General features: G+C 70.8%; 22 protein-coding genes and 1 riboswitch. Of the genes, 9 read left to right on the top strand and 13 right to left on the bottom strand.

The window, feature by feature from the left end; translation table 11 throughout:
- Window positions 1-88: 88 nt before the first annotated feature.
- The 5 genes from AB0J21_RS26115 to AB0J21_RS26095 form a co-directional block, all read right to left on the bottom strand.
- The gene (locus AB0J21_RS26115; RefSeq protein ID WP_363148542.1) at window positions 89-1147 is read right to left on the bottom strand and encodes a ribonucleotide-diphosphate reductase subunit beta; all 1059 of its coding nucleotides are present in this window, start codon (window positions 1145-1147) and stop codon (window positions 89-91) included.
- Window positions 1147-3516, bottom strand: a complete 2370-nt coding sequence (locus tag AB0J21_RS26110; protein ID WP_363148541.1) for a ribonucleoside-diphosphate reductase subunit alpha — start codon at window positions 3514-3516, stop codon at window positions 1147-1149. Before AB0J21_RS26110 ends, AB0J21_RS26115 begins: the two co-directional genes overlap by 1 nt.
- A gap of 134 nt (window positions 3517-3650) precedes the next feature.
- Window positions 3651-3784, bottom strand: a riboswitch (cobalamin riboswitch).
- Window positions 3785-4128: 344 nt separating this feature from the next.
- A complete protein-coding gene (gene mctP / locus AB0J21_RS26105) occupies window positions 4129-5760 on the bottom strand; it encodes a monocarboxylate uptake permease MctP (RefSeq protein WP_363148540.1) in 1632 nt (543 codons plus the stop codon).
- Window positions 5757-6047 carry a DUF3311 domain-containing protein gene (locus AB0J21_RS26100; protein WP_363148539.1) on the bottom strand — a complete coding sequence of 97 codons (291 nt, stop codon included), beginning with the start codon at window positions 6045-6047 and terminating at the stop codon, window positions 5757-5759. The genes mctP and AB0J21_RS26100 overlap by 4 nt, the downstream gene beginning before the upstream one ends.
- 226 nt (window positions 6048-6273) lie before the next feature.
- Complete coding sequence (locus AB0J21_RS26095; RefSeq protein WP_363148538.1) at window positions 6274-7059, bottom strand: GntR family transcriptional regulator; 786 nt, start codon at window positions 7057-7059, stop codon at window positions 6274-6276.
- Between the two features lie 387 nt (window positions 7060-7446).
- Between AB0J21_RS26095 and AB0J21_RS26090 the strand changes: the two genes are divergently transcribed.
- From AB0J21_RS26090 to AB0J21_RS26075, 4 genes are all read left to right on the top strand, one after another.
- Window positions 7447-8733, top strand: coding sequence for an extracellular solute-binding protein (locus tag AB0J21_RS26090; RefSeq protein WP_363148537.1), 1287 nt, complete (start codon window positions 7447-7449; stop codon window positions 8731-8733).
- Between the two features lie 174 nt (window positions 8734-8907).
- The gene (locus AB0J21_RS26085; RefSeq protein WP_363148536.1) at window positions 8908-9894 is read left to right on the top strand and encodes a sugar ABC transporter permease; all 987 of its coding nucleotides are present in this window, start codon (window positions 8908-8910) and stop codon (window positions 9892-9894) included.
- Window positions 9891-10721, top strand: a complete 831-nt coding sequence (locus AB0J21_RS26080) for a carbohydrate ABC transporter permease (RefSeq protein WP_363148535.1) — start codon at window positions 9891-9893, stop codon at window positions 10719-10721. Before AB0J21_RS26085 ends, AB0J21_RS26080 begins: the two co-directional genes overlap by 4 nt.
- 6 nt (window positions 10722-10727) lie before the next feature.
- A complete protein-coding gene (locus tag AB0J21_RS26075; RefSeq protein WP_363148534.1) occupies window positions 10728-12233 on the top strand; it encodes a glycoside hydrolase family 3 protein in 1506 nt (501 codons plus the stop codon).
- A 128-nt stretch (window positions 12234-12361) separates the two neighbouring features.
- On the opposite strand, the gene nagB is transcribed toward AB0J21_RS26075, so the two are convergent.
- Window positions 12362-13147: a glucosamine-6-phosphate deaminase gene (gene nagB, locus AB0J21_RS26070; RefSeq protein ID WP_363148533.1), complete on the bottom strand. Its 786-nt coding sequence runs from the start codon at window positions 13145-13147 to the stop codon at window positions 12362-12364.
- A 213-nt stretch (window positions 13148-13360) separates the two neighbouring features.
- The gene (locus AB0J21_RS26065) at window positions 13361-14119 is read right to left on the bottom strand and encodes an SDR family oxidoreductase (protein WP_363148532.1); all 759 of its coding nucleotides are present in this window, start codon (window positions 14117-14119) and stop codon (window positions 13361-13363) included.
- A 132-nt stretch (window positions 14120-14251) separates the two neighbouring features.
- Here AB0J21_RS26065 and AB0J21_RS26060 point away from each other — a divergent pair, with 132 nt between their 5' ends.
- Both AB0J21_RS26060 and AB0J21_RS26055 read left to right on the top strand, forming a co-directional pair.
- On the top strand, window positions 14252-14860 hold the full coding sequence (locus tag AB0J21_RS26060) for a TetR/AcrR family transcriptional regulator (RefSeq protein ID WP_363148531.1): 609 nt from the start codon (window positions 14252-14254) through the stop codon (window positions 14858-14860).
- A 539-nt stretch (window positions 14861-15399) separates the two neighbouring features.
- Window positions 15400-16866, top strand: coding sequence for a PAS domain-containing sensor histidine kinase (locus AB0J21_RS26055; protein WP_363148530.1), 1467 nt, complete (start codon window positions 15400-15402; stop codon window positions 16864-16866).
- A gap of 217 nt (window positions 16867-17083) precedes the next feature.
- On the opposite strand, the gene AB0J21_RS26050 is transcribed toward AB0J21_RS26055, so the two are convergent.
- Window positions 17084-17341 (bottom strand): WhiB family transcriptional regulator, encoded by a 258-nt coding sequence (locus AB0J21_RS26050; protein ID WP_008745686.1) that lies wholly within the window; start codon window positions 17339-17341, stop codon window positions 17084-17086.
- A 317-nt stretch (window positions 17342-17658) separates the two neighbouring features.
- Window positions 17659-18627 carry a diacylglycerol kinase family protein gene (locus tag AB0J21_RS26045; RefSeq protein WP_363148529.1) on the bottom strand — a complete coding sequence of 323 codons (969 nt, stop codon included), beginning with the start codon at window positions 18625-18627 and terminating at the stop codon, window positions 17659-17661.
- Between the two features lie 119 nt (window positions 18628-18746).
- Here AB0J21_RS26045 and AB0J21_RS26040 point away from each other — a divergent pair, with 119 nt between their 5' ends.
- Window positions 18747-19178, top strand: coding sequence for a hypothetical protein (locus tag AB0J21_RS26040; RefSeq protein ID WP_363148528.1), 432 nt, complete (start codon window positions 18747-18749; stop codon window positions 19176-19178).
- Window positions 19179-19201: 23 nt separating this feature from the next.
- Here AB0J21_RS26040 and AB0J21_RS26035 read toward each other — a convergent pair whose 3' ends face one another.
- The 3 genes from AB0J21_RS26035 to AB0J21_RS26025 form a co-directional block, all read right to left on the bottom strand.
- Entirely contained in the window at window positions 19202-20239 is a 1038-nt protein-coding gene (locus tag AB0J21_RS26035; protein WP_363148527.1) for an RNA polymerase sigma factor SigF, read from the bottom strand.
- Window positions 20240-20256: 17 nt separating this feature from the next.
- Window positions 20257-20670 carry an anti-sigma regulatory factor gene (locus tag AB0J21_RS26030; protein WP_363148526.1) on the bottom strand — a complete coding sequence of 138 codons (414 nt, stop codon included), beginning with the start codon at window positions 20668-20670 and terminating at the stop codon, window positions 20257-20259.
- 223 nt (window positions 20671-20893) lie between these two features.
- Window positions 20894-21154, bottom strand: a complete 261-nt coding sequence (locus tag AB0J21_RS26025; protein ID WP_363148525.1) for a UBP-type zinc finger domain-containing protein — start codon at window positions 21152-21154, stop codon at window positions 20894-20896.
- Window positions 21155-21200: 46 nt separating this feature from the next.
- Here AB0J21_RS26025 and AB0J21_RS26020 point away from each other — a divergent pair, with 46 nt between their 5' ends.
- Window positions 21201-22799 carry a Na+/H+ antiporter gene (locus AB0J21_RS26020; protein WP_363148524.1) on the top strand — a complete coding sequence of 533 codons (1599 nt, stop codon included), beginning with the start codon at window positions 21201-21203 and terminating at the stop codon, window positions 22797-22799.
- Window positions 22800-23049: 250 nt separating this feature from the next.
- Here the strand turns inward: AB0J21_RS26020 and AB0J21_RS26015 are convergent, their stop codons facing one another.
- The gene (locus tag AB0J21_RS26015) at window positions 23050-23232 is read right to left on the bottom strand and encodes a hypothetical protein (protein ID WP_363148523.1); all 183 of its coding nucleotides are present in this window, start codon (window positions 23230-23232) and stop codon (window positions 23050-23052) included.
- An 87-nt stretch (window positions 23233-23319) separates the two neighbouring features.
- Here AB0J21_RS26015 and AB0J21_RS26010 point away from each other — a divergent pair, with 87 nt between their 5' ends.
- Entirely contained in the window at window positions 23320-23958 is a 639-nt protein-coding gene (locus AB0J21_RS26010) for a helix-turn-helix transcriptional regulator (RefSeq protein WP_363148522.1), read from the top strand.
- The last annotated feature ends 87 nt before the right edge of the window (window positions 23959-24045 follow it).

Raw genomic sequence — 24045 nt, 5'->3', positions numbered from 1 at the left:
TACGTCCAGTACTAGGGCTTCCGGCCGGCGCACCGAGAGCACGCACCGGACGCCGCTCCTTCACGGGCAAACATTGCCTGCCACGGCACTAGAAGTCGTCGTCGAAGGAGACCGAACCCTCGACCGCCACCTGGTACGCCGAGGCGCGGCGCTCGAAGAAGTTGGTCAGCTCCTGCACGCCCTGGAGCTCCATGAAGGAGAAGGGGTTGCGCGAACCGTAGACCGGGGCGAAACCGAGCCGCTGAAGGCGCTGGTCGGCCACGCACTCCAGGTACTCGCGCATCGACTCCGTGTTCATGCCGGGCAGCCCCTCGCCGCACAGGTCACGGGCGAACTGCAGCTCCGCCTCCACGGCCTCGGCGAGCATGTCCTTGACCTCCTGCTCCAGGCGGTCGTCGAACAGCTCCGGCTCCTCCTTGCGGACGGTGTCCACGACGTCGAAGGCGAAGCTCATGTGCATCGTCTCGTCGCGGAACACCCAGTTGGTGCCGGTGGCCAGACCGTGCAGCAGACCGCGCGAGCGGAACCAGTACACGTACGCGAAGGCGCCGTAGAAGAACAGCCCCTCGATGCAGGCCGCGAAGCAGATCAGGTTGAGCAGGAAGCGCCGCCGGTCCGACTGCGACTCCAGCCGGTCGAGCTTCTCGACCTCGTCGATCCACTTGAAGCAGAACTCCGCCTTCTCGCGGATCGACGGGATGTTCTCCACCGCATCGAAGGCCGCCGCCCGGTCGTCCGGATCGGGCAGGTAGGTGTCGAGCAGCGTCAGGTAGAACTGGACGTGCACGGCCTCCTCGAACAGCTGACGGCTCAGGTACAGCCGCGCCTCCGGGGAGTTGATGTGCTTGTACAGCGTCAGCACCAGGTTGTTGGCGACGATCGAGTCACCGGTGGCGAAGAAGGCCACCAGCCGGCCGATCAGGTGCTGCTCCATCGGCGAGAGCTTCGCGAGGTCGCTCACGTCCGAGTGGAGGTCCACCTCCTCGACGGTCCAGGTGTTCTTGATCGCGTCGCGGTAGCGCTCGTAGAAGTCGGGGTAGCGCATCGGGCGCAGCGTCAGTTCGAAGCCCGGGTCGAGCAGGTTCTTCACGGCCTTGGCCGCGGGGGCGGGGGCCGCCGTGTTCTCTTCCGTGGGAGTGGTGGTCATTACTGGCAGGCCTCGCAGGACTCGGGGTTTTCCAGGGAGCAGGCGATCGCGTCCGCGTCGGGCACGGACTGCTGGGCGGGGACCGTGGCGGTGGCGGCCCCGGAACCCGCGGCACGGGCGATCCGGGTCGCCGGACGCGAACGCAGGTAGTACGTGGTCTTGATGCCCTTCTTCCAGGCGTGCGCGTACATCGAGGACAGCTTCCCGATGGTCGGCGTCTCCATGAAGAGGTTGAGCGACTGCGACTGGTCGAGGAACGCGGTCCGCTCGGCGGCCATGTCGATCAGGCCGCGCTGCGGAAGCTCCCAGGCCGTGCGGTACAGCTCGCGTACGTCCTCGGGGATCCAGTGGAAGCCGGCCACCGAGCCGTTCGCCTCGCGCAGCGCCTCACGGGTGCGCTCGTCCCATACGCCGAGCTGCTTCAGGTCGTTGACCAGGTAGCCGTTGACCTGGAGGAACTCCCCGCTCAGCGTCTCGCGCTTGAACAGGTTGGAGACCTGCGGCTCGATGCACTCGTAGACACCGGCGATCGAGGCGATCGTCGCGGTCGGGGCGATCGCGAGCAGCAGCGAGTTGCGCATCCCGGTCCTCGCGATCCGCGCGCGCAGCGCCTCCCAGCGCTCCGGCCAGGTCCGCTCGACGTCGTAGTGGTCGGGGTGCAGCACCCCGCGCGCCGTGCGGGTCCTCTCCCACGCGGGCAGCGGTCCGTGCTTCTCGGCGAGGTCGGCGGAGGCCTCGTAGGCCGCGAGCATGATCCGCTCGGCGATCCGGGTCGACAGCGCCTTCGCCTGCGGGGAGCCGAAGGGCAGCCGCAGCTTGAAGAACACGTCCTGAAGACCCATCGCGCCCAGACCCACCGGACGCCAGCGGGAGTTGGAGGTGGCGGCCTCGTCGGTCGGGTAGAAGTTGACGTCCACGACCCGGTCGAGGAAGGTCACGGCGGTGCGGACCGTCTCGTCCAGCCGCTCCCAGTCGATGTCGCCGTCCGCGACGAAGGCGCCCAGGTTCACCGAACCCAGGTTGCACACGGCCGTCTCGCCGTCGTCGGTGACCTCGATGATCTCCGTGCACAGGTTCGAGGAGTGCACGGTGTTACCGGGCTCGGCGGTCTGGTTCGCGGTGCGGTTGGAGTGGTCCTTGAAGGTGATCCAGCCCTGGCCGGTCTGCGCGAGGGTGCGCATCATGCGCCCGTACAGTTCGCGGGCCGGCAGCGTCCTGCGCGCCAGACCGGCCGCCTCCGCCCCGCGGTACGCGGTCTCGAACTCCTCGCCCCACAGGTCCGTCAGCTCGGGGACGTCGGCCGGGGAGAACAGCGACCACTCGGCGTCCTCGGCGACCCGGCGCATGAACTCGTCCGGGATCCAGTGCGCGAGGTTGAGGTGGTGGGTGCGGCGCTGGTCCTCACCCGTGTTGTCGCGCAGCTCCAGGAACTCCTCGATGTCGGAGTGCCAGGTCTCCAGGTAGACCGCGGCGGCGCCCTTGCGCCGGCCGCCCTGGTTGACCGCCGCGACCGAGGAGTCCAGCGTCTTCAGGAACGGCACGATGCCGTTCGAGTGCCCGTTGGTGCCCCGGATCAGCGAACCGCGGCTGCGGATACGGGAGTACGCGATGCCGATGCCGCCCGCGTGCTTGGACAGCCGGGCCACCTGGAGGTAGCGCTCGTAGATCGAGTCCAGCTCGTCCTTCGGCGAGTCCAGCAGGTAGCACGAGGACATCTGCGGGTGCTGCGTACCGGAGTTGAAGAGCGTGGGGGAGGAGGGCAGGTAGTCGAGGCGGCTCATCAGGCGGTACAGCGAGGCCACCTCGTCCACGGCCGCCGCCGACTCGTCCGCCGCCAGGCCCGAGGCCACTCGCAGCATGAAGAACTGCGGGGTCTCGATCACCTTGCGGGTCAGGGGGTGGCGCAGCAGGTAGCGGCTGTAGAGGGTGCGCAGCCCGAAGTAGCCGAAGCGGTCGTCGCCCTCCAGGTCGATCAGCGCGTTCAGCCGCTCGGCGTGCAGCTCGGTGAACCGCGCCGTGCTGTCACCGATCAGGCCCTCGCGGTGGCCGACGGCGACCGACTCGGCGTAGGTGTACGAGCCCTGGCTCCGGGCCTCCTCGGTGATGCCGAGGGTCAGCAGCCGGGCGGCGAGCCGCGAGTAGGCGGGGTCCTCCGAGATGAGACCGGCGGCGGCCTCGGTCGCCAGTTCGCGCAGCTCCGCCTCGTCGGCGTGGGCGCTGCGGCCGCGCAGGGCGGCGGCGGCGACCCGGCCGGGGTCGGTGTCGGGGAGATCGGCGGTGAGATTCGTCAGGGTCCGCAACAAGGCGGTTCCCGGAAGATCCTGCTCGGCCGTGACCGCTGAAGCGGGATCTGCTGGCGCGATGGTCACTGTGTGGCTCTCCCTCGCTCGGCTGTGGACCGGCGGGGGGCAGCGGGGAGCGGCGCACGGGCCCGGGCAGGGCGGGGCGACACATCCACCGGCCCACTCCGCGAGGCCCGGACGTCTGGGCGCCAGGGCCGGTCGGCCCTTGGCGCGCTGTCGGCAGGTCCTCGGACTCGGGCGTGCAAAAGGCGCACCACACACCGTTGCGGGACAGTTCCGGATTCGCACCGGATTTCCCTGCGGCGACAGCGAGACTGAGCATACATGTGGGGTGGGTGGGCTGAGAGAGACCCCAGATGTTGTGTCGGGAGGCGTGAAGGTCACGTACCGGCCAAGCGTTGTGGAGTGCCGACAAGGGGGCGTTCCCCGGCCCGCGCAGCGGCCCGACCCGAGGTGCCCGCGCGGTGTGCGGGCTCCACAAGCGGCCCCCGCCGGGGCCCCCGAAAACTGATTCCGCCGGGACGGCCCGTCCCGGCCCGGCGGCCTGAGCGAACGCCGGACGGGCCCGGAGGAGGAACCGTTCGCTCCTCTTCCGGGCCCGTCCGGCCGGGGGTCGGTGACCTGTCGCGGTTCGTTGCGCCGGGACCGGTGACCTGTTCCGGTTCGTTGCGCCGGGGGTCAGTGGCCGGCCGGCGCTCCCGCCGTCGCGGGCGGCAGTTCCTCCTGCACGCCCGGGTCGCCCGCGTCCACGACGTAGTCCGAGGGAACCGTCTCGTCGATGCCGTCCGGGGCCTTCAGGGCCCGCAGGACGACCGTGAGGACCAGCGTGACGACCAGGTTCAGCACGATGGCCGTCACGCCGATGTAGCCGATCTGGCCGAGCCCGGGAATCTCCTTCGAGGAGCCCCCGAAGTGGTCCTGGGTGGGGCTGGCCACGGTCCAGGCCGCCCACGTCCCGTACGCCATGCCGACCGCCCAGCCCGCGAGCAGCGCCCAGCGGTGGAACCAGCGGGTGAACAGGCCGCCCACGAGCGCGGGCAGGGTCTGGAGGATCCAGATGCCGCCCAGCAGCTGGAAGTTGATCGCCACCGTCTTGTCCATGCCGAGGACGAAGATCAGCGCGCCCACCTTCACCAGCAGCGAGACCAGCTTGGAGACCTTGGCCTCCTGGGCCGGGGTCGCGTCCGGCTTCAGGAAGTCCTTGTAGATGTTGCGGGTGAACAGGTTCGCGGCCGCGATCGACATGATGGCCGCGGGCACCAGCGCCCCGATCCCGATGGCCGCGAAGGCGACGCCGGTGAACCAGTCCGGGAACATGTTCTCGAACAACTGCGGGATCGCGAGCTGGCCGTTGTCGACCTTCACGCCCGCCGCGATCGCCATGAAGCCCAGCAGGGCGAGCAGCCCCAGCATGAGCGAGTACAGCGGCAGGATCGTCGTGTTGCGCCGGATCACGTTCCGCTTGCTGCTGGAGAGCGTCGCGGTGATCGAGTGCGGGTACATGAACAGCGCGAGCGCCGAGCCGAGCGCCAGGGTCGCGTACCCCCACTGCCCGTTCACCCCCGGGAAGAGCGCGCCCTTGGGCTGCCCGGTCGCCGGGTTCTTCTGCGAGAGCGCGTCGCCGGCCTTCGCGAAGATGTCGTCGAAACCGCCGAGTTTGATCGGGATGTAGATGATCGCGACCGTGATCACGAGGTAGATCAGCCCGTCCTTGACGAAGGCGATCAGCGCGGGCGCCCGCAGCCCCGAGGAGTACGTGTACGCCGCGAGAACGGCGAAAGCGATCAAAAGTGGCAGGTCCTTGACAAACCAGTTGGTGTCCGCGCCGCCACCCACGCCCATGACGTCCAGGACCGCCTGTATCCCGACGAGTTGCAGGGCGATGTACGGCATCGTGGCGAGGATGCCGGTCAGCGCCACGGCGAGCGAGAGACTCTTCGAGCCGAAGCGCCCGCGCACGAAGTCGGAGGTGGTGACGTAGCCGTGGCGGTGCGAGACCGACCACAGCCGCGGCAGGAAGGTGAAGATCAGCGGGTAGACCAGGATGGTGTACGGCACGGCGTAGAAGCCGGCCGCCCCGCCCGCGTAGATCGCCGCGGGCACCGCGACGAAGGTGTACGCGGTGTAGAGGTCGCCGCCCAGCAGGAACCAGGTCACCCAGGTCCCGAAGGACCGCCCGCCCAGGCCCCATTCGTCGAGGCTCTCGGTGGAGGCCCGCCGCCAGCGCGCCGCCATGAACCCCATGACCGTGACCACGAGGAAGAAGAGGATGAAGATCGTCAGAGCGACCCCGTTGACGCCGTCCTTCATCGGGGCTCACCTCCGCGAGCGGCACGCCGGGTGCGCTGGTCGTACTGCCAGAGTTTGTAGGCCAGCAGGGTCAGCGCGCTGGAGATGAACACCCAGAGCATCTGGTACCAGTAGAAGAAGGGGATGCCGATGAAGGCCGGGTCGATCCTCGCGTACGAACCCACCCACAGCATCGCCACGAACGGTGCGACCAGGCACAGGCCGACCACGACTCTCAGCGGGGTCACGACGGGCTGCTGCGCGCCACCTCCCTCCGGGCTCGGCCTTGTCTCCACATCCTGCGCCATGTCCTGCTCCGTCCCCTCCGTTGCCCGCGCGCACTCCGCTGTGCGACGGGTCGCGCGCGTCGATCAGTGCGCGACGGGCGAAATCTAGGCGACGTAAAGGCGTTGTGAAACCCCCGTACCGCATAACGGACGCCCGCGGTGACGGGAGAGGAGGGGGAGTGGTGGCGAGGGGGACCGTCCGGACCTCGGTCCGGGCGCCTGAAGGGTGTCCGGCCTGCGGCCGTTCTCAGTCCGGTCGCTTGAGCCGGGCGACGAACTTGTAGCGGTCGCCCCGGTACACCGAGCGCACCCACTCCACCGGTTCGCCGCGTCCGTCCACCGAGTGGCGCGAGAGCAGGAGCATCGGCAGCCCGACGTCGGTGCCCAGCAGCCCGGCCTCGCGCGGGGTGGCGAGCGAGGTCTCGATGGTCTCCTCGGCCTCGGCCAGCCGCACGTCGTACACCTCGGCGAGGGCGGTGTAGAGCGAGGTGTACTTGACGAGCGAACGGCGCAGCGCCGGGAAGCGTTTGGCCGACAGGTGGGTGGTCTCGATCGCCATCGGCTCGCCGCTCGCCAGCCGCAGCCGCTCGATGCGCAGGATGCGCCCGCCGCTCGTGATGTCCAGCAGCCCGGCCAGGGTGTCGTCGGCCGTGACGTAGCCGATGTCGAGCAACTGCGAGGTGGGTTCGAGTCCTTGGGCCCGCATGTCCTCGGTGTACGAGGTGAGCTGGAGGGCCTGCGAGACCTTCGGCTTGGCGACGAAGGTGCCCTTGCCCTGGATGCGCTCCAGCCGCCCCTCGACGACGAGTTCCTGAAGCGCCTGACGGACCGTCGTGCGCGAGGTGTCGAACTCGGCGGCCAGGGTGCGCTCGGGCGGGACCGGGGTGCCGGGCGGCAGGGTCCGCGTCATCTCCTGCAAGTGCCGTTTGAGATGGTAGTACTTGGGGACGCGTGCGGTCCTCGTCGCGGTCGTCGGCTCAGCCGCGCCCGGGAAACCCGCCCTCGCTCCGGTCCTGCCCCCGTCGGTGCCCATCGTCTGCCTCTCCGGCCGCTGTGTACTGCCGCTCACAAGTCTCGCCCGCCGCCGCCCCATCGTGGCACGATCCTGGTCAACCGCGTCCGCCGAGGGCGACCGAGATCGTTTTCCCGGTCCCGGGGTGACGGCCCGGGACCGGGGTGCCGGGACCGGGTCCCGGGCCGTTCCCGCCGAGGGTGCGCGGGGTGGTCCGTCCGGGCAAGGTGTCGGTCCCATAACAGAGGCGACAGCCCCTCTTATACACCCTTGACACCCCTAAAGGTCTAGGCCAAGCTCCCCGTACTGGTCTACACCATTAATGACCAGGTCCCAGTCCCGCGAGCCGTACATGTCGTATGCCGTCGCAGTGGGTGGGGGGTTGAAGGCATCCCTGAGGAGGGTGGCGTGAAGCGCAAGCTCATCGCGGCGATAGGCGTCGCGGGCATCTTGGTCTCGGTCGCGGCGTGCGGCAGCGACGACGGCGGGGACGGGGACAGCGGCAAGAAGGCCGGGGCCGAGGGCTACAAGGGTCAGACGCTGACCGTGTGGGCCATGGACGGCTCCTCGCCCGAGGGCTGGCAGAAGGACCTCACGGCCGCCTTCGAGAAGAAGACGAAGGCGAAGCTCAAGTTCGAGGTCCAGCAGTGGAACGGTATTCAGCAGAAGCTGACCACCGCCCTGTCGGAGGACAACCCGCCGGACGTCTTCGAGATCGGCAACACCCAGACCGCGTCCTACGCCCAGAGCGGCGGCCTCGCCGACCTGAGCGACCTCAAGTCCTCGGTCGGCTCCGACTGGACCGAGTCGCTCAACAAGTCGGCCGTGGTGGACGGTAAGCAGTACGCCGCCCCGTGGTACGTCGCCAACCGCGTCGTCCTCTACAACAAGAAGGTCTGGAAGGACGCCGGCCTCACGGACACGCCCAAGACGCGGGACGAGTTCTACAAGGACCTCCAGCAGATCGACAAGAAGACCGACGCCGAGCCGATCTACCTGCCCGGCCAGAACTGGTACCACTTCGTCGGCCTGACGGTCGGCGAGGGCGCCGAACTGGTCAAGAAGGACGGCGACAAGTACGTCTCCAACCTGGCCGACCCCAAGGTCGCCGCCGCCATGGAGACCTACAAGAAGTTCCAGGCCCTCTCCAAGGCCCCCAAGGACAAGGACGAGGCCACCCCGCAGCAGGGCGAGGTCTTCGCCAAGGGCAAGACCGGCGCCTTCATCGGCATGGGCTGGGAGGCCGGTATCGCCATCAAGGCGAACCCGGCCATCGAGAAGGAGATCGGCTACTTCACGATCCCCGGCGCCACCGCCGACAAGCCCGAGGGCGTCTTCCTCGGCGGCTCCAACCTGGCCGTGGCCGAGGGCAGCAAGAAGAAGGACCTCGCCAAGGAGTTCCTGAAGCTCGCGCTCTCCGACAAGTTCGAGGGACAGCTCGCCAAGGAAGGCGGCGTCATCCCGAACAAGACCTCGCTGGAGTCCAGCCTCAAGGGCAACCCGGCCGCCGAGGCCGCCGCCCCGGCCGCCGCGGGCGGTGGCACCACGCCGCTGATCCCGGAGTGGGCCCCGGTCGAGAACGCGCCGAACCCGATCAAGACCTACATGACCGCCGTGCTCAAGGGGAAGTCCCCGGCCGCCGCGGCCAAGCAGGTCGAGGGCGAGTTCAACAAGCGCCTGTCGCAGGCGCAGTAACAAGGCCTCAAGGCCGGGGGCGGGGAGGATCCGGTCCGGTGTCCGGCGCGGTGAGCATCGCGCCGGACACCGGACCGGGCGCGTGGCCCGCGCCGCTCCCCGCCCCCGGCGCACCCATGTGTGGGGCCAGTGCCTCACCAGGCCCAGACCAGGCCCAGAAAAGAGATGGCGAGCATGACCGTGCAGACCCAACAGCCGGCGCCCGGTCCGGCGCAGGTCGTCAAGGACTCCGGGGCGGGACCGGGGAGGACGGGCGCCTCCGCTCTGCGGCGCCGTCAGGGGATCACCCCCTATCTGCTGCTGCTTCCGGCAGTGCTGGTGACCGTGGTCTTCCTCGGCTGGCCGGTCGTCAAGAACGTGACGCTGTCGTTCCAGAACCTCAACATGCGGCAGTTCATCCAGCGCCTCACCGAGTGGAACGGCGTCGACAACTACAAGGAGGCCCTCGGCAACGAGGACTTCTGGCGCGTCACCCTGCGCTCCCTGCTGTTCACCGCGACCAACGTCGTGCTGATCATGGTCCTGGGCGCGCTGGTCGGTCTCCTGCTGGCCCGCCTCGGCCGCCGGATGCGCACCCTGCTGATGGTCGGGCTGGTCCTCGCCTGGGCCATGCCGGTGATCGCCGCGACCACCGTCTACCAGTGGCTGTTCGCGCAGCGCTTCGGCGTCGTGAACTACGTCCTGGACAAGATCGGCTTCCACTCGATGGCCGACTACAGCTGGACGGGGGGCCAGATGTCGACCTTCTTCGTCGTCGTCGTCCTCATCGTCTGGCAGTCGATCCCCTTCGTGGCGATCAACCTGTACGCCGCGACCACGACCATCCCCAAGGAGCTGTACGAGGCCGCCTCCCTCGACGGCGCCGGGGTCTGGAAGTCCTTCAGGAACGTCACCTTCCCGTTCCTCAAGCCCTTCCTGCTCGCCACGACCTTCCTCGAAGTCATCTGGGTCTTCAAGGCCTTCGCGCAGGTCTTCGCCTTCAACGAGGGCGGACCCGACCGGCTCACCGAGATCCTTCCCGTCTACGCCTACATCGAGGGCGTCGGCAACCAGCACTTCGGGATGGGCGCCGCGATCTCGGTGCTCACCATCCTGATCCTGCTGGGCATCACCTCGTACTACCTCCGGATCGTTCTGAAGCAAGGGGAGGACGAACTGTGAAGCGCTCACTGTTCGGCCGCATCTGGCCCAACGTCGTCGCCGTCCTCCTGTTCCTCGGCTTCGTCTTCCCCGTCTACTGGATGTTCTCGACGGCCTTCAAGCCGACCGGCGACATCATCAGCGAGTCGCCCGTCTGGTTCCCGACCGACGCCACCCTGGAGCACTTCAGGACCGCGCTCGGGGCGGACCACTTCTGGCGGCTGGTCGGCAACTCGCTGACCGTCACCGTCCTCGCCGTCGTCTTCTCGCTGATCCTCGCGCTCTCCGCCTCCTTCGCCCTGTCCCGGATGCGGTTCAGGGGCCGGCGCGGATTCGTGATCGGCTTCATGGTCGCCCAGATGGCGCCCTGGGAAGTCATGGTCATCGCCATCTACATGCTGGTGCGCGACGCGGACCTGCTCAACAGCCTCGTCCCGCTGACCCTGTTCTACCTGGTCATGATCCTGCCCTTCACGCTGCTGACGCTGCGCGGCTTCGTCGGTGCGATACCGGCCGAGCTGGAGGAGTCGGCCATGGTGGACGGCTGCACGCGGCCCCAGGCCTTCCGCAAGATCATCCTGCCGCTGCTGGCCCCCGGGCTCATGTCCACCTCCATGTTCGGCTTCATCACCGCCTGGAACGAGTTCCCGCTGGTCCTGGTCCTCAACAAGGACGCCGAGGCGCAGACCCTCCCGCTGTGGCTGTCCCAGTTCCAGACCAACTTCGGGGACGACTGGGGGGCCACCATGGCGGCCTCCTCGCTGTTCGCCGTGCCGATCCTGGTCCTCTTCGTCTTCCTCCAGCGCCGGGCCGTCTCCGGTCTCACCGACGGCGCCGTGAAGGGATAACGCCCCATGACCACACTCACCAGCCCCGCGGACACCCTGACCCGCGACGCCCTCACCGTGCTCCAGCCCGGGTTCACCGGGACGACCGCGCCCGACTGGCTGCTGCGCAGGATCGGCCAGGGGCTCGCCTCCGTCGGCCTGTTCGGCCGCAACATCGCCGGGCCCGAGCAGCTCGCCGCGCTCACCGCCCAGCTGCGCGCCGAGCGCGAGGACATCCTCGTCGCGATCGACGAGGAGGGCGGCGACGTCACCCGCCTGGAGGTCGCCGAGGGCTCCTCCTTCCCCGGCAACCACGCCCTGGGCGCGGTCGACGACCCCGAGCTGACTTACGCGGTCGCCCGCGAACTGGGCCGCCGGCTCGCCGAGTGCGGGGTCAACTTCAACTGGGCGCCCTCCGGGGACGTCAACTCCGACCCGGGCAACCCGGTGATCGGGGTGCGCTCCTTCGGCGCCGACCCCGCGCTGGTCTCCCGGCACACCGCCGCGTACGTCGAGGGGCTCCAGTCCGCGGGCGTCGCCGCCTGCACGAAGCACTTCCCCGGGCACGGCGACACCAACGTCGACTCGCACCTCGCGCTGCCCGCGATCGGCGCCCCCGCCGAACTGCTGCGCTCCCGTGAACTCGCCCCGTTCCTCGCGGCGATCGGGGCCGGCAGCCGCGCCCTGATGAGCGCCCACATCCTGGTGCCCGCCCTCGACCCGGAGCTGCCCGCGACCCTCAGCCGCCGCATCCTCACCGGGCTGCTGCGCGAGGAGCTGGGCTACACCGGGCTCATCGTGACCGACGGCATGGAGATGCAGGCCATCGCCTCGACGTACGGCATCGAGCGCGGCAGCGTCCTCGCCGTCGCGGCCGGGGCCGACGCGATCTGCGTGGGCGGCGGACTCGCCGACGAGGCGACCGTGCTGTCCCTGCGCGACGCGCTCGTCGCGGCCGTACGCGGCGGGGAACTGTCCGAGGAGCGCCTGGCCGAGGCCGCCGAGCGGGTGCGCGAACTCGCCCGCTGGACGAGCGCCGCGGCCCGCCCCGAGCAGGCCCCGGCCCCGGAGATCGGCCTCGCGGCGGCCCGCCGCGCGGTGACCGTCACCCCCGCCGAGGGCTTCGCCCCGCTCACCGGGACCCCGTACACGGCCGTCTTCACCCCGGTCGCCAACATCGCGGTCGGCGACGAGACCCCGTGGGGCGTGGCCGCCGAACTGGAGCGGCTGCTGCCGGGCAGCGCGAGCGACACGTACGGAGCGGACGGCGCGAGCGACGGACGGGCGCTCGCCGCCCGGGTGCTCGCGGCGGCGGGGCAGCGGCGCGTGGTCGCCGTCGTCCGCGACGCCCACCGGCACGCGTGGATGGCCGAGGCGCTGACCGCCCTGCTCGCCGCCCGCCCGGACACCGTCGTCGTCGAGATGGGGGTACCGCAGTCGGCCCCGGCCGGCGCCCCGTACCTCGCGACGCACGGTGCGGCCCGGGTGTGCGGGATCGCCGCGGCCGAGGTGCTCACCGGCGTACGCGGCTGAGCGCGGCCGGCCCGCGGGCCCGGGTATGACGAAGCGCGGGTGCCGGGTTCCTCACGGGGGGAGGAATCCGGCACCCGCGCTTTCGCACGCCGGGGAGGGGCGGCGCGGGCAGCCCGGGGGAGGGCGGCCTACAGACCCTGCCAGTCCGGCTTCGCCGCCCAGGTCGCGCGGAAGTAGTCGGCGAGCTTGAGCTTGGAGGCCGCCGCCTCGTCCACGACGACCGTCGCGTGCGGGTGCAGCTGGAGCGCGGAGGCCGGGACCACGGCGGCCACCGGGCCCTCCACGGTCTGCGCCACCGCCTCGGCCTTGCCCTCGCCGGTGGCCAGCAGCACGAGGTGCCGCGCCTCCAGGATGGTGCCGATGCCCTGCGTGATGACGTGGTGCGGGACCTGCTCGATGTCGCCGCCGAAGAAGCGCGCGTTGTCCACCCGGGTCTGCTCGGTGAGCGTCTTGATCCGGGTGCGCGAGGCCAGCGAGGAGCACGGCTCGTTGAAGCCGATGTGCCCGTCGGTGCCGATGCCGAGGATCTGGAGGTCGACACCGCCCGCGTCCCTGAGCGCCTGGTCGTAGGCGAGGCAGGCCGCCCGCACGTCCTCGGCAGAGCCGTCCGGTCCCAGGAAGGCGGCCGGGTCCAGGCCCAGCGGTTCCACGACCTCGCGCAGCACCGTGGAGCGGTACGACTCGGGGTGCCCGGCCGGCAGGCCCACGTACTCGTCGAGCTGGCACACCCGGGCGCGCGAGACGTCCGCCGCGCCCGCACCCACGAGACCGGTCAGGGCCTGGTAGACGGGCAGCGGGGTGGAGCCGGTGGCCACGCCGAGAAGCGCCTCGGGCTTGGCGCGCAGCAGCTTCGCGATCGCGTCCGCGACGAGCGCGCCGCCCGCTGCGGCGTCCGGGACTATGACAACTTCCACGCTGAGCCTGCCGATCAGAGAAGTGACATGTGGTATAGACCAATTTAGCAGAGAGTGGCCTCCGTGCCGAGGGCCTTTTCGGGAGGCGGGACGGCGAGAGCCCTGCGCCCGCTCACGGTCCTCGCGCCCCCTCCCTCCTCTTCCAGGTAAGCGCCGCCTCGGCCGGAGGGCCAGTGCACCCGGCCGGCGGCTCCACGCGCCCCCGGGGCCCCGTCACACCGAGCCCCCCGTCACGTCGATCCACGCGCCCGTGACCCACCGGCTGTCGTCCGAGGCGAGGAAGGCCACGACGTCGCCGACGTCGGCCGGCTCGCCCACCCGGCCGAGGGCGGACAGTCCGGCGGCCTCGGCCTGTGCCTCGGGGGAACTCAGGATCGGGGCGGTGTTGTCGGTCGCGATGATCCCCGGGGCCACCGCGTTGACCGTGATCCCGCGCGGGCCGACCGTGCGCGACAGATCCCGCGTGAAGACCTCCAGCGCGGCCTTCGTCATCGAGTACGCGACCAGGTCCGGCATCACGGCCGAGTGGGTCAGCCCGGTCGAGACGTTGACGATTCGGCCGCCCTCGCGCATCCGGTCGAGGCCCAGGCGGGTCACGAAGAACGGCGCCCGCGTGTTCACCGCGAACAGCTTGTCGTAGTCCGCCTCGTCGATCTGCGCGTACGGCCCCGAGGTCCCGATGCCCGCGTTGTTGACCAGGACGTCCAGCTCCCCGGCCTCCCGGTCGAAGTTCTCCCACAGGCGCCGCGCGTCGCCGGGCACGCCCAGCTCCGCGTGCACGGGGAACGCGGAGCCGCCCGCCGCCTCGATCGCCGCGACCGTCTCCTTCGCCGAGGTCTCGTCGTGCCCGTAGTGCACCCCGACCCGGGCCCCCTCCCTGCCCAGCCGCTCGGCGATGCCCCGGCCGATGCCCCGGCCGCCCCCGGTGACCAACGCGGTCCTGCCCGCGAGCCTGCCCGTCCCCACGCCCATGACGGCGCCCCTCTCTGTCCGCGGACGCACGGGTCCCCCCATGCCTCCGGTCTCTTTCTATAGCGGTCGCTATAGAAAGAGACCGTAGCCGGGCCGGGCCGATTTATCTAGCGGTCGCTATAGAATCCAGTCATGGCCACCACCCAGCGCGGACGCCCTCGCGCCTTCGACCGCGAACAGGCCCTCGAACGCGCCCTGCGCATCTTCTGGGAACACGGCTACGAGGCCACCTCGGTCGCCGGGCTCACCCGCGCCATGGGCATCAGCCCGCCCAGCCTCTACGCCGCCTTCGGCGACAAGCGCGGGCTGTTCGAGGAGGTCCTCGACGTCTACGGCGCGACCTACGGCGCCTTCGCCGGCCGCGCGCTGGCCGAGGAGCCCACCGGCCGCGCCGCCGTCGAGCGGCTGCTGCGGGAGGCCGCCGCCGAGTACGGGGTCGCCGGCCGTCCGCGCGGCTGCCTCGTCATCACGGCGGCGATCAACTGCACGAGCCCCGAGGTCGAGGAGGACCTGCGCCGGCGCCGCAACGCGACGATCGCCCTCATCGAGGGCCGGGTGCGGGAGGACGCCGACGCGGGACGCCTCGCGCCCGGGACCGACCCCACCGCCCTCGCCCATTACGTCGGGGCCGTCGTCCAGGGGCTGTCCCAGCAGGCCAGGGACGGGGCGAGCCGGACCGTGCTGGAGGGGATCGCCGCCCTCGCCACCGCCGCGTGGCCGGGGGCACCCGCCGACGTCTGAGCCCACGCTCCCCGTCGCTCCCCCCACCCGCCCCGCCCCGGTGCCGTCCGGCCCTTCCCAGCGGCAGCCGGGTGCGGGAGAGTGGTGCCACGGCCCCGTGCGCCGCCCCGTCGGGAGACCGGCGCGCCCGTGCGGCGGCTCGTCCGGCCCCGCAACCGGCCGCGCTCCCGGACGTCCGCACCATGGACACGGAGGCCATGGACATCGAGAATGGTCTAGTCCAGAATGAGAACGAAGCTTCCGCCTCCCCCGCACAGGGAGGCGGACCGGAGGACCTGGCGCTCTCTGCCCTGACCGCGCCGGGCCCTCCACACCGGCCACCGGGCACCGCACACCCGGCGGCCTTCGGCCCCCGGCTCCCGCACGAGTCAGGGGAAGCGACTCCGGGCCGCGGCGCCGGACGGGCCGAGGGTCCCGTCCCGGCGCCGCGGCCCGCGGGCTTCGCGGCCCCCCGCGCACCATCGGGACGCGAGACCGCGCCCCCGCGCAGCGTGTCCCGTACTCCCGTTCGGTCCGGGTACGCTCCCAGAGTGCCCTCCATGAACGACCTCGTACGCCAGCACACGGCCCTCAGCGACTCCGATCTCGAATGGCTGCACCTGCTGGTCTCGGAGTGGCAGTTGCTCTCCGACCTCTCCTTCGCCGACCTCGTGCTCTGGGTCCCCACCCGGGACGGGACGCGGTACGTCTCGGTCGCCCAGATGCGGCCCAACACGGGCCCCACCTCCTACCAGGACGACATGGTCGGCCACCTCGTGCCGCGCGGTAGGCGCCCCATGCTGGACGCCGCGCTCGACGAGGGCCGGATCGTGCGCGAGGGCGACCCCGAGTGGCGCGAGGAGGTCCCGGTCCGGGTCGAGTCCATCCCGGTGCGCCGCGAAGGGCGCGTGCTCGGCGTGATCGGGCGCAACACCAACCTGCTCACGGTGCGCACTCCGAGCCGGCTGGAGCTGAGCTACCTCCAGAGCGCCTCGGACCTCGCGCAGATGATCGCGGCCGGCTCCTTCCCCTTCCCGGACCAGCAGGTCGACATGGACGCCTCACCGCGCGTGGGCGACGGACTGATCCGCCTCGACGCCGACGGAGTCGTCCAGTACGCCTCGCCGAACGCCCTGTCGGCCTACCACCGCCTCGGCCTCGCCGCCGACCTCGTAGGGCTGCACCTCGGCAGGGCCACCGCCGAACTCGCCCCCTCCAAGGGCCCGGTGGACGAGGCACTGGTCAAACTCGCGAGCGGCTGGGCCCCCAGGGAGACCGAGGTCGAGGGCGGCGACGGCGTCATCCAGTTGCGCGCCATCCCGCTCAAACCCAAGGGCGTACGCATCGGTTCACTGGTCCTGCTGCGCGACGTGACGGAACTGCGCCGCCGCGAACGGGAACTGATGACCAAGGACGCGACCATCCGGGAGATCCACCACCGGGTGAAGAACAACCTCCAGACCGTCGCCGCCCTGCTGCGCCTCCAGGCCCGCCGCATCGACTCCGATCGGGGCCGCGCCGGGCTGGAGGAGGCGGTGCGCCGGGTCGGCTCCATCGCGATCGTGCACGAGACGCTGTCCCAGAACCTGGACGAGCGCGTGGAGTTCGACGAGATCGCCGACCGGGTCCTGACGATGGTCGCCGAGATCTCCCCGGGCGCCGTCAGGACCCGGCGCACCGGACGCTTCGGGATACTGGCCGCCGAGGTCGCGACCCCGCTGTCGATGGTGCTCACCGAGGTCATCCAGAACGCCCTGGAGCACGGCTTCGGCCCCGGGGACACCGGCGGCGTCGAGGTCTCCGCCGTACGCGGCGGCGGCAGCAGGGAGAGCAGGCTGCTCATCACCGTGCAGGACGACGGGGTGGGGCTGCCCGAGGGCTTCGACCCGCACCGCTCCGGCAACCTGGGCCTCCAGATCGTCCGCACCCTGGTCGAGGGCGAACTCGGCGGCGGCTTCGACATGCAGCCCGCCCCGGGAGGCGGCACCCGCGTCGTGCTCGACATCCCGGTGGACCAGGACAAATAAGCGAAGGGGGAGGGGCGTCGCGCTCCTCCCCCTCGCGGGCAGCAGAAAGGCCCGGACCGGTCGTCAGTGACCGGTCCGGGCCTTACTGTTCACATCGTCTTATGGGTACCGCTGTCGCGATGCTCGGGGAACATCGACGGGTACTGCGCGCTGCGGCTCGGGGGCGGGTAGTGCGTACACGCTGTACGCGCCGCCAAGCTCAGGCTCGTCGGGGCACTCAGGCGGTCGCGTTGCGCGCCCGGTTGCGAGCGGCGCGGCGCTTCATTGCGCGGCGCTCGTCCTCGCTGAGGCCACCCCAGACGCCGGAGTCCTGGCCGGACTCAAGCGCCCACTGCAGGCACTGCTCGATTACCGGGCAGCGACGGCAGACGGCCTTGGCTTCCTCGATCTGCAGCAGGGCAGGACCGGTGTTGCCGATGGGGAAGAAGAGCTCGGGGTCTTCCTCGCGGCAAACGGCGTTGTGACGCCAGTCCATGGCTGCTACCTCTCCTTGGTATTACATGCACGTTGCTTGTGAATGTGAACGCTTTCACGAATCCCCCCGCAAGAGAAGGGCCGACGAACCAGTTGCCTGGTGTGGTCCTGAAGGTGAGGAGGGGTTCTGGCTCTCCGTGGGGGCCACTGTGTGGGCCGTCCCGATCGCCATGTAGAGATTCGCAAACCTCGGCGCGGGATACAACCCCTTCCGGAAAGTTTTTTTTGATTCCTCGGTGTCGACTAGGTCACAGCCGTACTTCTATGGGGTGGATCGTGCTCTAAACGTTCGAGTGAAAGGACTTTCGCCGCTTCCACTCACACAATCACACGCAGTGCACGGTGTACGCCTGTGAACGTCACGCTCGTACGGAGTCCCAGATGGTCACCGTCCATCTGGAAGGGCAGGGGAACCTTCGAATGCAAGGTGAAGTCCGTGAGGTCGTGGAGCGATACCGCATGCCTACCGTGTGGCCCGCGATCGGGACTTGATGCCAGCAACTGGGTCCCGTATTTCGCGACCGCCGCCGTGGACAGCCGGCTCAGCCCCAGCACGTCGAGGCCCGTGTCGAAGGAGGCGTCCGGGGAGGCGTAGAGCGGTCTGTTGCCCAGGTAGGTCCACGGAGAGGTGTTGCAGATTATCGACAGCACGAGGTCCGTCACCGGGTCCTCGCCCGCCCGCTCCAGCGTGATCCGGCCGCTGCGACGGTGCGGTTCGTCCACGAACTGGCGCAGCAACTGGCGTACGTACAGTGCGTGCGTCGAGCGTTTCCCGCGCTCCCGCTTCTGTTCGACCCGGCCCACGACGCCCGCGTCGAAACCGAGCCCCGCGTTGAAGGTGAACCAGCGGGGCGGCACCGCCTCGTCCTCACTGCCCGGCGTTCCCGAGGCCAGCCCCAGGCCCACCGTGCGCTCACTGCGCTCGTGCAGCGCGTGCAGGATCGCCCCGGTGGCCTCGACCGCGTCGTTGGGCAGGCCCAGGGCCCGCGCGAAGACGTTGGTGGAACCACCGGGCACCACCGCGAGCCCCGGCAGGGTCGCCGGATCGGGGCCGCGGTGCAGCAGCCCGTTGACCACCTCGTTGACGGTGCCGTCGCCGCCCAGCGCCACGACCAGGTCGATGTCCTTCGCCTCGGCGGCCTGCCGCCCGAGGTCCCGGCCGTGTCCCCGGTACTCGGTCGTCACCGCCTCCAGCTTCATCTCGCTGGCCAGCGCGTGGATCAGCACGTCACGCGTGCGCGCACTGGTGGTGGTAGCCGCCGGATTGACCACGAGGAGAGCACGCATGAAAAGCAGGGTACCCAGCGGTAGCCCGCCCACGGGGCCCGAGGTGACCCGACTGACACCGAAGGGGCCCCGGGGGCACCCGACGGAGCACCGACCGGCCCCCGGGCTACCCTGCTGAGGTGAGTACTGAGCCGACCCCCACCCCCGAGGCCGGGCCGCGCCCCACGCGGCTGACCGTGGCCGCGCTGCTGTCCGCGCTGGAGGGCGCGGCGCTCCTCGCCGGCGGGATCTACATGCTGGTACGCGGACTCGCCGACAGCTCGGGGGACCGCGAGGGAGCCCTCACCGGGGGAGTGACCCTTCTCGTCCTCGCCGCCATCCCGCTGATCGCCGCCCGCGGTCTGTGGCTGCGCCGCCGCTGGAGCCGCGGCCCCGCCATGATCACGCAGATCATGGCGCTGCCGGTGGCCTGGACGCTGCTCCAGGCCGACAGCCTCATGATCCCCGGCGGCATCGTGCTCGCCGCGGCCGCGGTCGCCGGCCTCGTGTGCCTCGTCAACCGGGCCACGACCGAGGCGCTCGGCATCCGCGCCCCCAGCGACGCCGCCTGAGCCGCGGCGCCTCCCCGCCCCGCCTACTCCTCGACGAGGAGCCGGTCGCGCAGCTGCGCGAGCGTACGGGCCAGCAGCCGGGACACGTGCATCTGCGAGATCCCGACCTCCTGCGCGATCTGCGACTGGGTCATGTTCCCGAAGAAGCGCAGCAGCAGAATCCGTTTTTCACGGGGCGGCAGATCCTCCAGCAGCGGCTTGAGGGACTCGCGGTACTCGACGCCCACCAGCGCCTCGTCCTCCGCGCCCAGCGTGTCCGCCACCGCCGGGGACTCGTCGTCGGTGTCCGGGACGTCCAGCGACAGCGTGCTGTACGCGTTCGCCGACTCCAGGCCCTCCAGGACCTCCTCCTCGGAGATCGCCAGCCGCTCCGCGAGCTCGTGCACCGTCGGCGAACGCCCGTGCAGCTGCGACAGCTCCGCCGTCGCCGAGGTCAGCGACAGCCGCAGCTCCTGGAGCCGGCGCGGCACCCGCACCGCCCAGCCCTTGTCCCGGAAGTGCCGCTTGATCTCGCCGACCACGGTGGGCGTGGCGTACGTGGAGAACTCCACGCCCCGCTCCGGGTCGAAGCGGTCCACCGACTTGATCAGCCCGATCGTCGCGACCTGCGTCAGGTCGTCGAGCGGCTCCCCCCGGTTGCGGAAGCGCCGCGCCAGGTGCTCGACCAGCGGCAGGTGCATCCGCACCAGCCGGTTGCGCAGCTCCGCGTACTCGGCGGAGTCGGCCGGCAGTTCCCGCAACTCCACGAAGAGCGCCCGCGCCCCACTGCGGTCCGCCGGCTCATGCCGTCCAGGGTGCTGGTGCTCACTCATCCGTCCCGCCCGCTCCACCGCGTCCGTGGGGCCCGGAGTGCCCCTTCGCTCGTTCCCCCGTCGCCGGCGGTCGGGACCGGGCGGCTCCGCGAGCCCCGGAGCCCCGGCCTCCCGGGGCGCCTCGGCCCCGGGAGGCCGCTCCGCCGACGGATGCCGCCTGGCCTGCTGCGGCAGACCGGCCGGCGCTGCCGCCGGTCCACCCCCGCCGTCGCCGGGACGACCCCATGCGTCACGCTCTTCGTCGCGCACCGGCCCGCCCTCGTTCCTCACGCCGGACCGGGTCCGGCACCGCGTTGTTTGTAGAGGCAGATGGAGACCGTCCTGTCCTCGGCGACCGTGGACTCCACCTTGCCCGCGAGGGCCGAGAGGACCGTCCACGCGAAGGTGTCCCGCTCGGGCGCCCGGCCGTCCGTCGTCGGGGCGGACACGGTCACCTCCAGGGCGTCGTCGATGAGCCGGAAGACACAGCTCAGCACGGAGCCGGACACCGCCTGCTGGAGGAGGATCGCGCACGCCTCGTCGACCGCGATCCGCAGGTCCTCGATCTCGTCGAGGGTGAAGTCCAAACGCGCCGCGAGGCCGGCCGTCGCCGTCCGCAGCACCGACAGGTAGGCACCCGCTGCCGGCAGCCGGACTTCCACGAAGTCCTCGGTCCCGGGCTCGCCTGCGATAGGGGACACCCTCACCTCCAAGGTGGTACAAGCTCTTTCGGGCCCCGGAGGAAATCCCCCGGGACACGCGCCACGTCGTTCAGCGGTGACGCTACCGCGCACCCCCACCCGCTGTCCCGGGGACCCCCGGCCCCCGCGTCACCCGTGGTCAGGAACCGGATGCGGACAGTGGCCCGGGATCGGGACGCCTCGGCGTACCGAAGACCCGGCGCCGGGGTGACGTACCCACAGCTCAGACGATCGAACCGTCGACATAGCACCAACGCCAGCTCTCCCCCGGTTCGAAGGATCGCATCACGGCGTGTCCCGACTCCTTGAAGTGCGCCGTCGCGTGCTGGTGCGGGGAGGAGTCGCAGCAGCTCACCTGCCCGCAGACCAGGCACTTGCGCAGTTGCACGGGATGGCTGCCCACCTTCTGGCAGTCGAGGCAGGTGTCGCTCAACGGCTCCGGCTCGGGGTGCGGCAGTTCGTGCAGGTGCGGGCAGTCCTTCATGATTGCCAGACTACGACGCTTCCGGGGGAAGGGAACGGCATCCGCGATGGACGCTCTGCCACTGCTGCTGCTGATCGCGGGCAGTGCCGCCGTGGCCGGGGCCGCGCGCCGCACCCCCGTGCCCGCCCCGCTGCTCCTGGTCACCGTGGGGCTCGCCGTGTCCTACGTACCGGGACTGCACTACAGCCTGGACCCGGAGATCGTCCTCCCGCTGCTGCTGCCGCCCCTGCTGTACACGGCGGCCGCCGACAGCTCCTACCTCGACCTGCGGGCCCAGGCCCGCGCCATCGGACTGCTGTCCGTCGGCTACGTCCTGTTCGCGACGCTCGTGGTCGGCTGGGTCGCGTACCTCCTGGTGCCCGATCTGCCGCTCACCGCCGCGCTCGTCCTCGGCGCGGTCGTCGCCCCGCCCGACGCGGTCGCCGCGACCGCCGTCGCCCGTCGCGTGGGACTGCCCTCCCGCATCACGACGATCCTCCAGGGCGAGTCCCTGGTGAACGACGCGACCGCGATCACCGCCTTCAAGGTCGCCGTGGCCGCCGCGATCGGCGAGGGCGCGAGCTGGAGCGGCGCGGTCGGCGAGTTCCTGCTCGCCTCCTTCGGCGGGGTCGGCGTGGGCCTGCTCCTCATGGTCCCGCTGCACTGGCTGCGCACCCACCTGCGCGAGTCCCTGCTCCAGAACACGCTGTCCCTGCTCACCCCGTTCTTCGCGTACGCCGTCGCCGAGCAGGTGCACGCCTCCGGGGTGCTCGCCGTGGTCGTCGTCGCGCTCTACCTCGCGCACCGCTCCTGGCAGGTGGACTTCGCGACCCGGCTCCAGGAGGACGCGGTGTGGCGGATGGTCGCCTTCATCCTGGAGTCCACCGTCTTCGCCCTCATCGGCCTCCAGCTGCCCGTCGTGATGGAAGGGCTCGCGCCGTACGACAGCCCCGTCGTCGTCTGGTACGCGCTGGCCCTCTTCCTCGCGGTGGTCCTCGCCCGCTTCGTGTGGGTCTACCCCGGGACCTTCGTGCCTCGCGTCTTCTCCGCGCGCATCCGCCGCAGGGAGCCCCAGCCCACCTGGAAACAGCCCTTCGTCGTCGGCTGGGCCGGGATGCGCGGCGTCGTCTCGCTCGCCGTCGCCTTCTCGATCCCGCACGAGACGCACGACGGGACGCCCTTCCCCGGACGCAACCTGATCCTCTTCCTGACCTTCACGACCGTCATCGGCACCCTCGTCGTCCAGGGCCTCTCGCTGCCCCCGCTGATCCGGCTCCTGCACCTGCCCAGGCGCGACACCTATCGCGACACCCTGATAGAGGCACAGGCGCAGAGCGAGGCGTCCCAGGCCGCCGAGGAGCGCCTGGAGCACGCGCTCGCCACCGACCGCGACTTCCTGCCCGGCCCGCTCGCCGACCGCCTGCGCACCGTCCTGGAGCGCCGCAGGAACGCCCCGTGGGAGCGCCTGGGCGCCGTCAACCAGGAGACCGGGGAGAGCGCCGACGACACCTACCGCCGACTGGCCCGCGAGGTGATCGCGGCCGAACGCCAGGTCTTCGTCGAACTCCGCGACCGCCGCCGCATCGACGACGAGATGCTCCGGACACTGCTGCGCCGACTGGACCTGGAGGAGGCGGCGGCGATCCGGGAGGACGGGCCGGTGTAGCCGTTCAGTTCGGGGCCGCGCGAGGGGGCGTCCGGCGGATCGGGGTCGGGCAGGGCGCGGACGGCTGGTCCGGTGCGGCGCCGCAGGGTGCCGGAGCGCCTCGGGCGGGTCTGAGCTGCTCGCACAAAGTCAAGGGCTCGGGGAAGGAGCTGTCGGGGCGTTTCGGCAACGCGGCGTGGGGCCCGGCCAGGAGGCCGGGGGAGCGCCGTGCCAGGCGTCGCGACCCCGGCCTCGATACGTCGGCCACCCCCTAGCAGTCCTCCTCGTGCGCCTCTCGCATGTGGCGCCGGGTCAGCACCTGGTAGTCCGTGGCCCTGCTCCAGTCGTACACCCGGAAGGCCCCCTGACGCTGCTCCTCCAGGTGAGCGCAGACTCCGCACTCCGCCGTGCTGACGGGAACAGCCTGGTCACCGGTCGTGTTCTGTGTGTCCATGCTCCGAGTCTCAGCCGGTTCGGCGGCGGTGGGCAGCGGCCCGGTGTATGCCTTCGTGTAGGCCCGGTGTAGGCCAGAATGCGAGGTGTGGACATCGGGGAACGCATTCGCCACCGGCGCAACGAACTCGGCTGGAGTCAGGACCGGTTGGCCAAGGAAGCGTGTCGGGTCGCGGGTGTCGGCCCCGACGCGCTGGGACGGCAGGAGATCTACCGGTACGAGAAGGGCACCCGGACGCCCCGCGACTGGCTGCCCGCCATCGCTCAGGCACTGGGCCTGTCCGTGTACGTGCTGGGCGGCGAGCAGCCGGCCGGAGGCGGCTCGCTCTCCGGTGTCTGGCACAGCCGGTACACGTACGTCAGCACTGGAAAAGGAGAGGTGACCCGGCATCACCATGTGCTGATCCGGCAGACGGGCAACCGACTGCGGGGAGAGAGCCTGCCGGGGTCCAACGACTCCCCGATCTTCCTGGATCTGAACCAGGACGGACCGGCGCTGACGGGCACCTGGACCGAGCGAACGGCGGCGGGCGGCTACTACAGGGGCGCCGTCTACCACGGCGCCCTGCAACTGCTGGTGGAGCCCACCGGCCGGGACATGGCGGGCAAGTGGGTCGGGTTCGACAAGACGTTCCAGGTCGACGCCGGACCCTGGCAGCTGTCCTTCGTGACGGCCGACACGACCCGTGGAACTCTTGCCCGTCTCAACCGGCCGCCCCTGCGGTAGGAGCCCGCGCCGAGCCACTGGTCGGTGCGCATCGGCCAGCCCCCGGGCCACCTCGCTGACGGGCCGCACGCGGGGGAAACCGATGCG

Source organism: Streptomyces sp. NPDC049954 (assembly GCF_040656295.1).
Classification (GTDB): Bacteria; Actinomycetota; Actinomycetes; order Streptomycetales; family Streptomycetaceae; genus Streptomyces.
The sequence above is the reverse complement of the archived record's forward strand: the minus strand, read 5'-3'. Positions and strand labels throughout refer to the sequence as shown.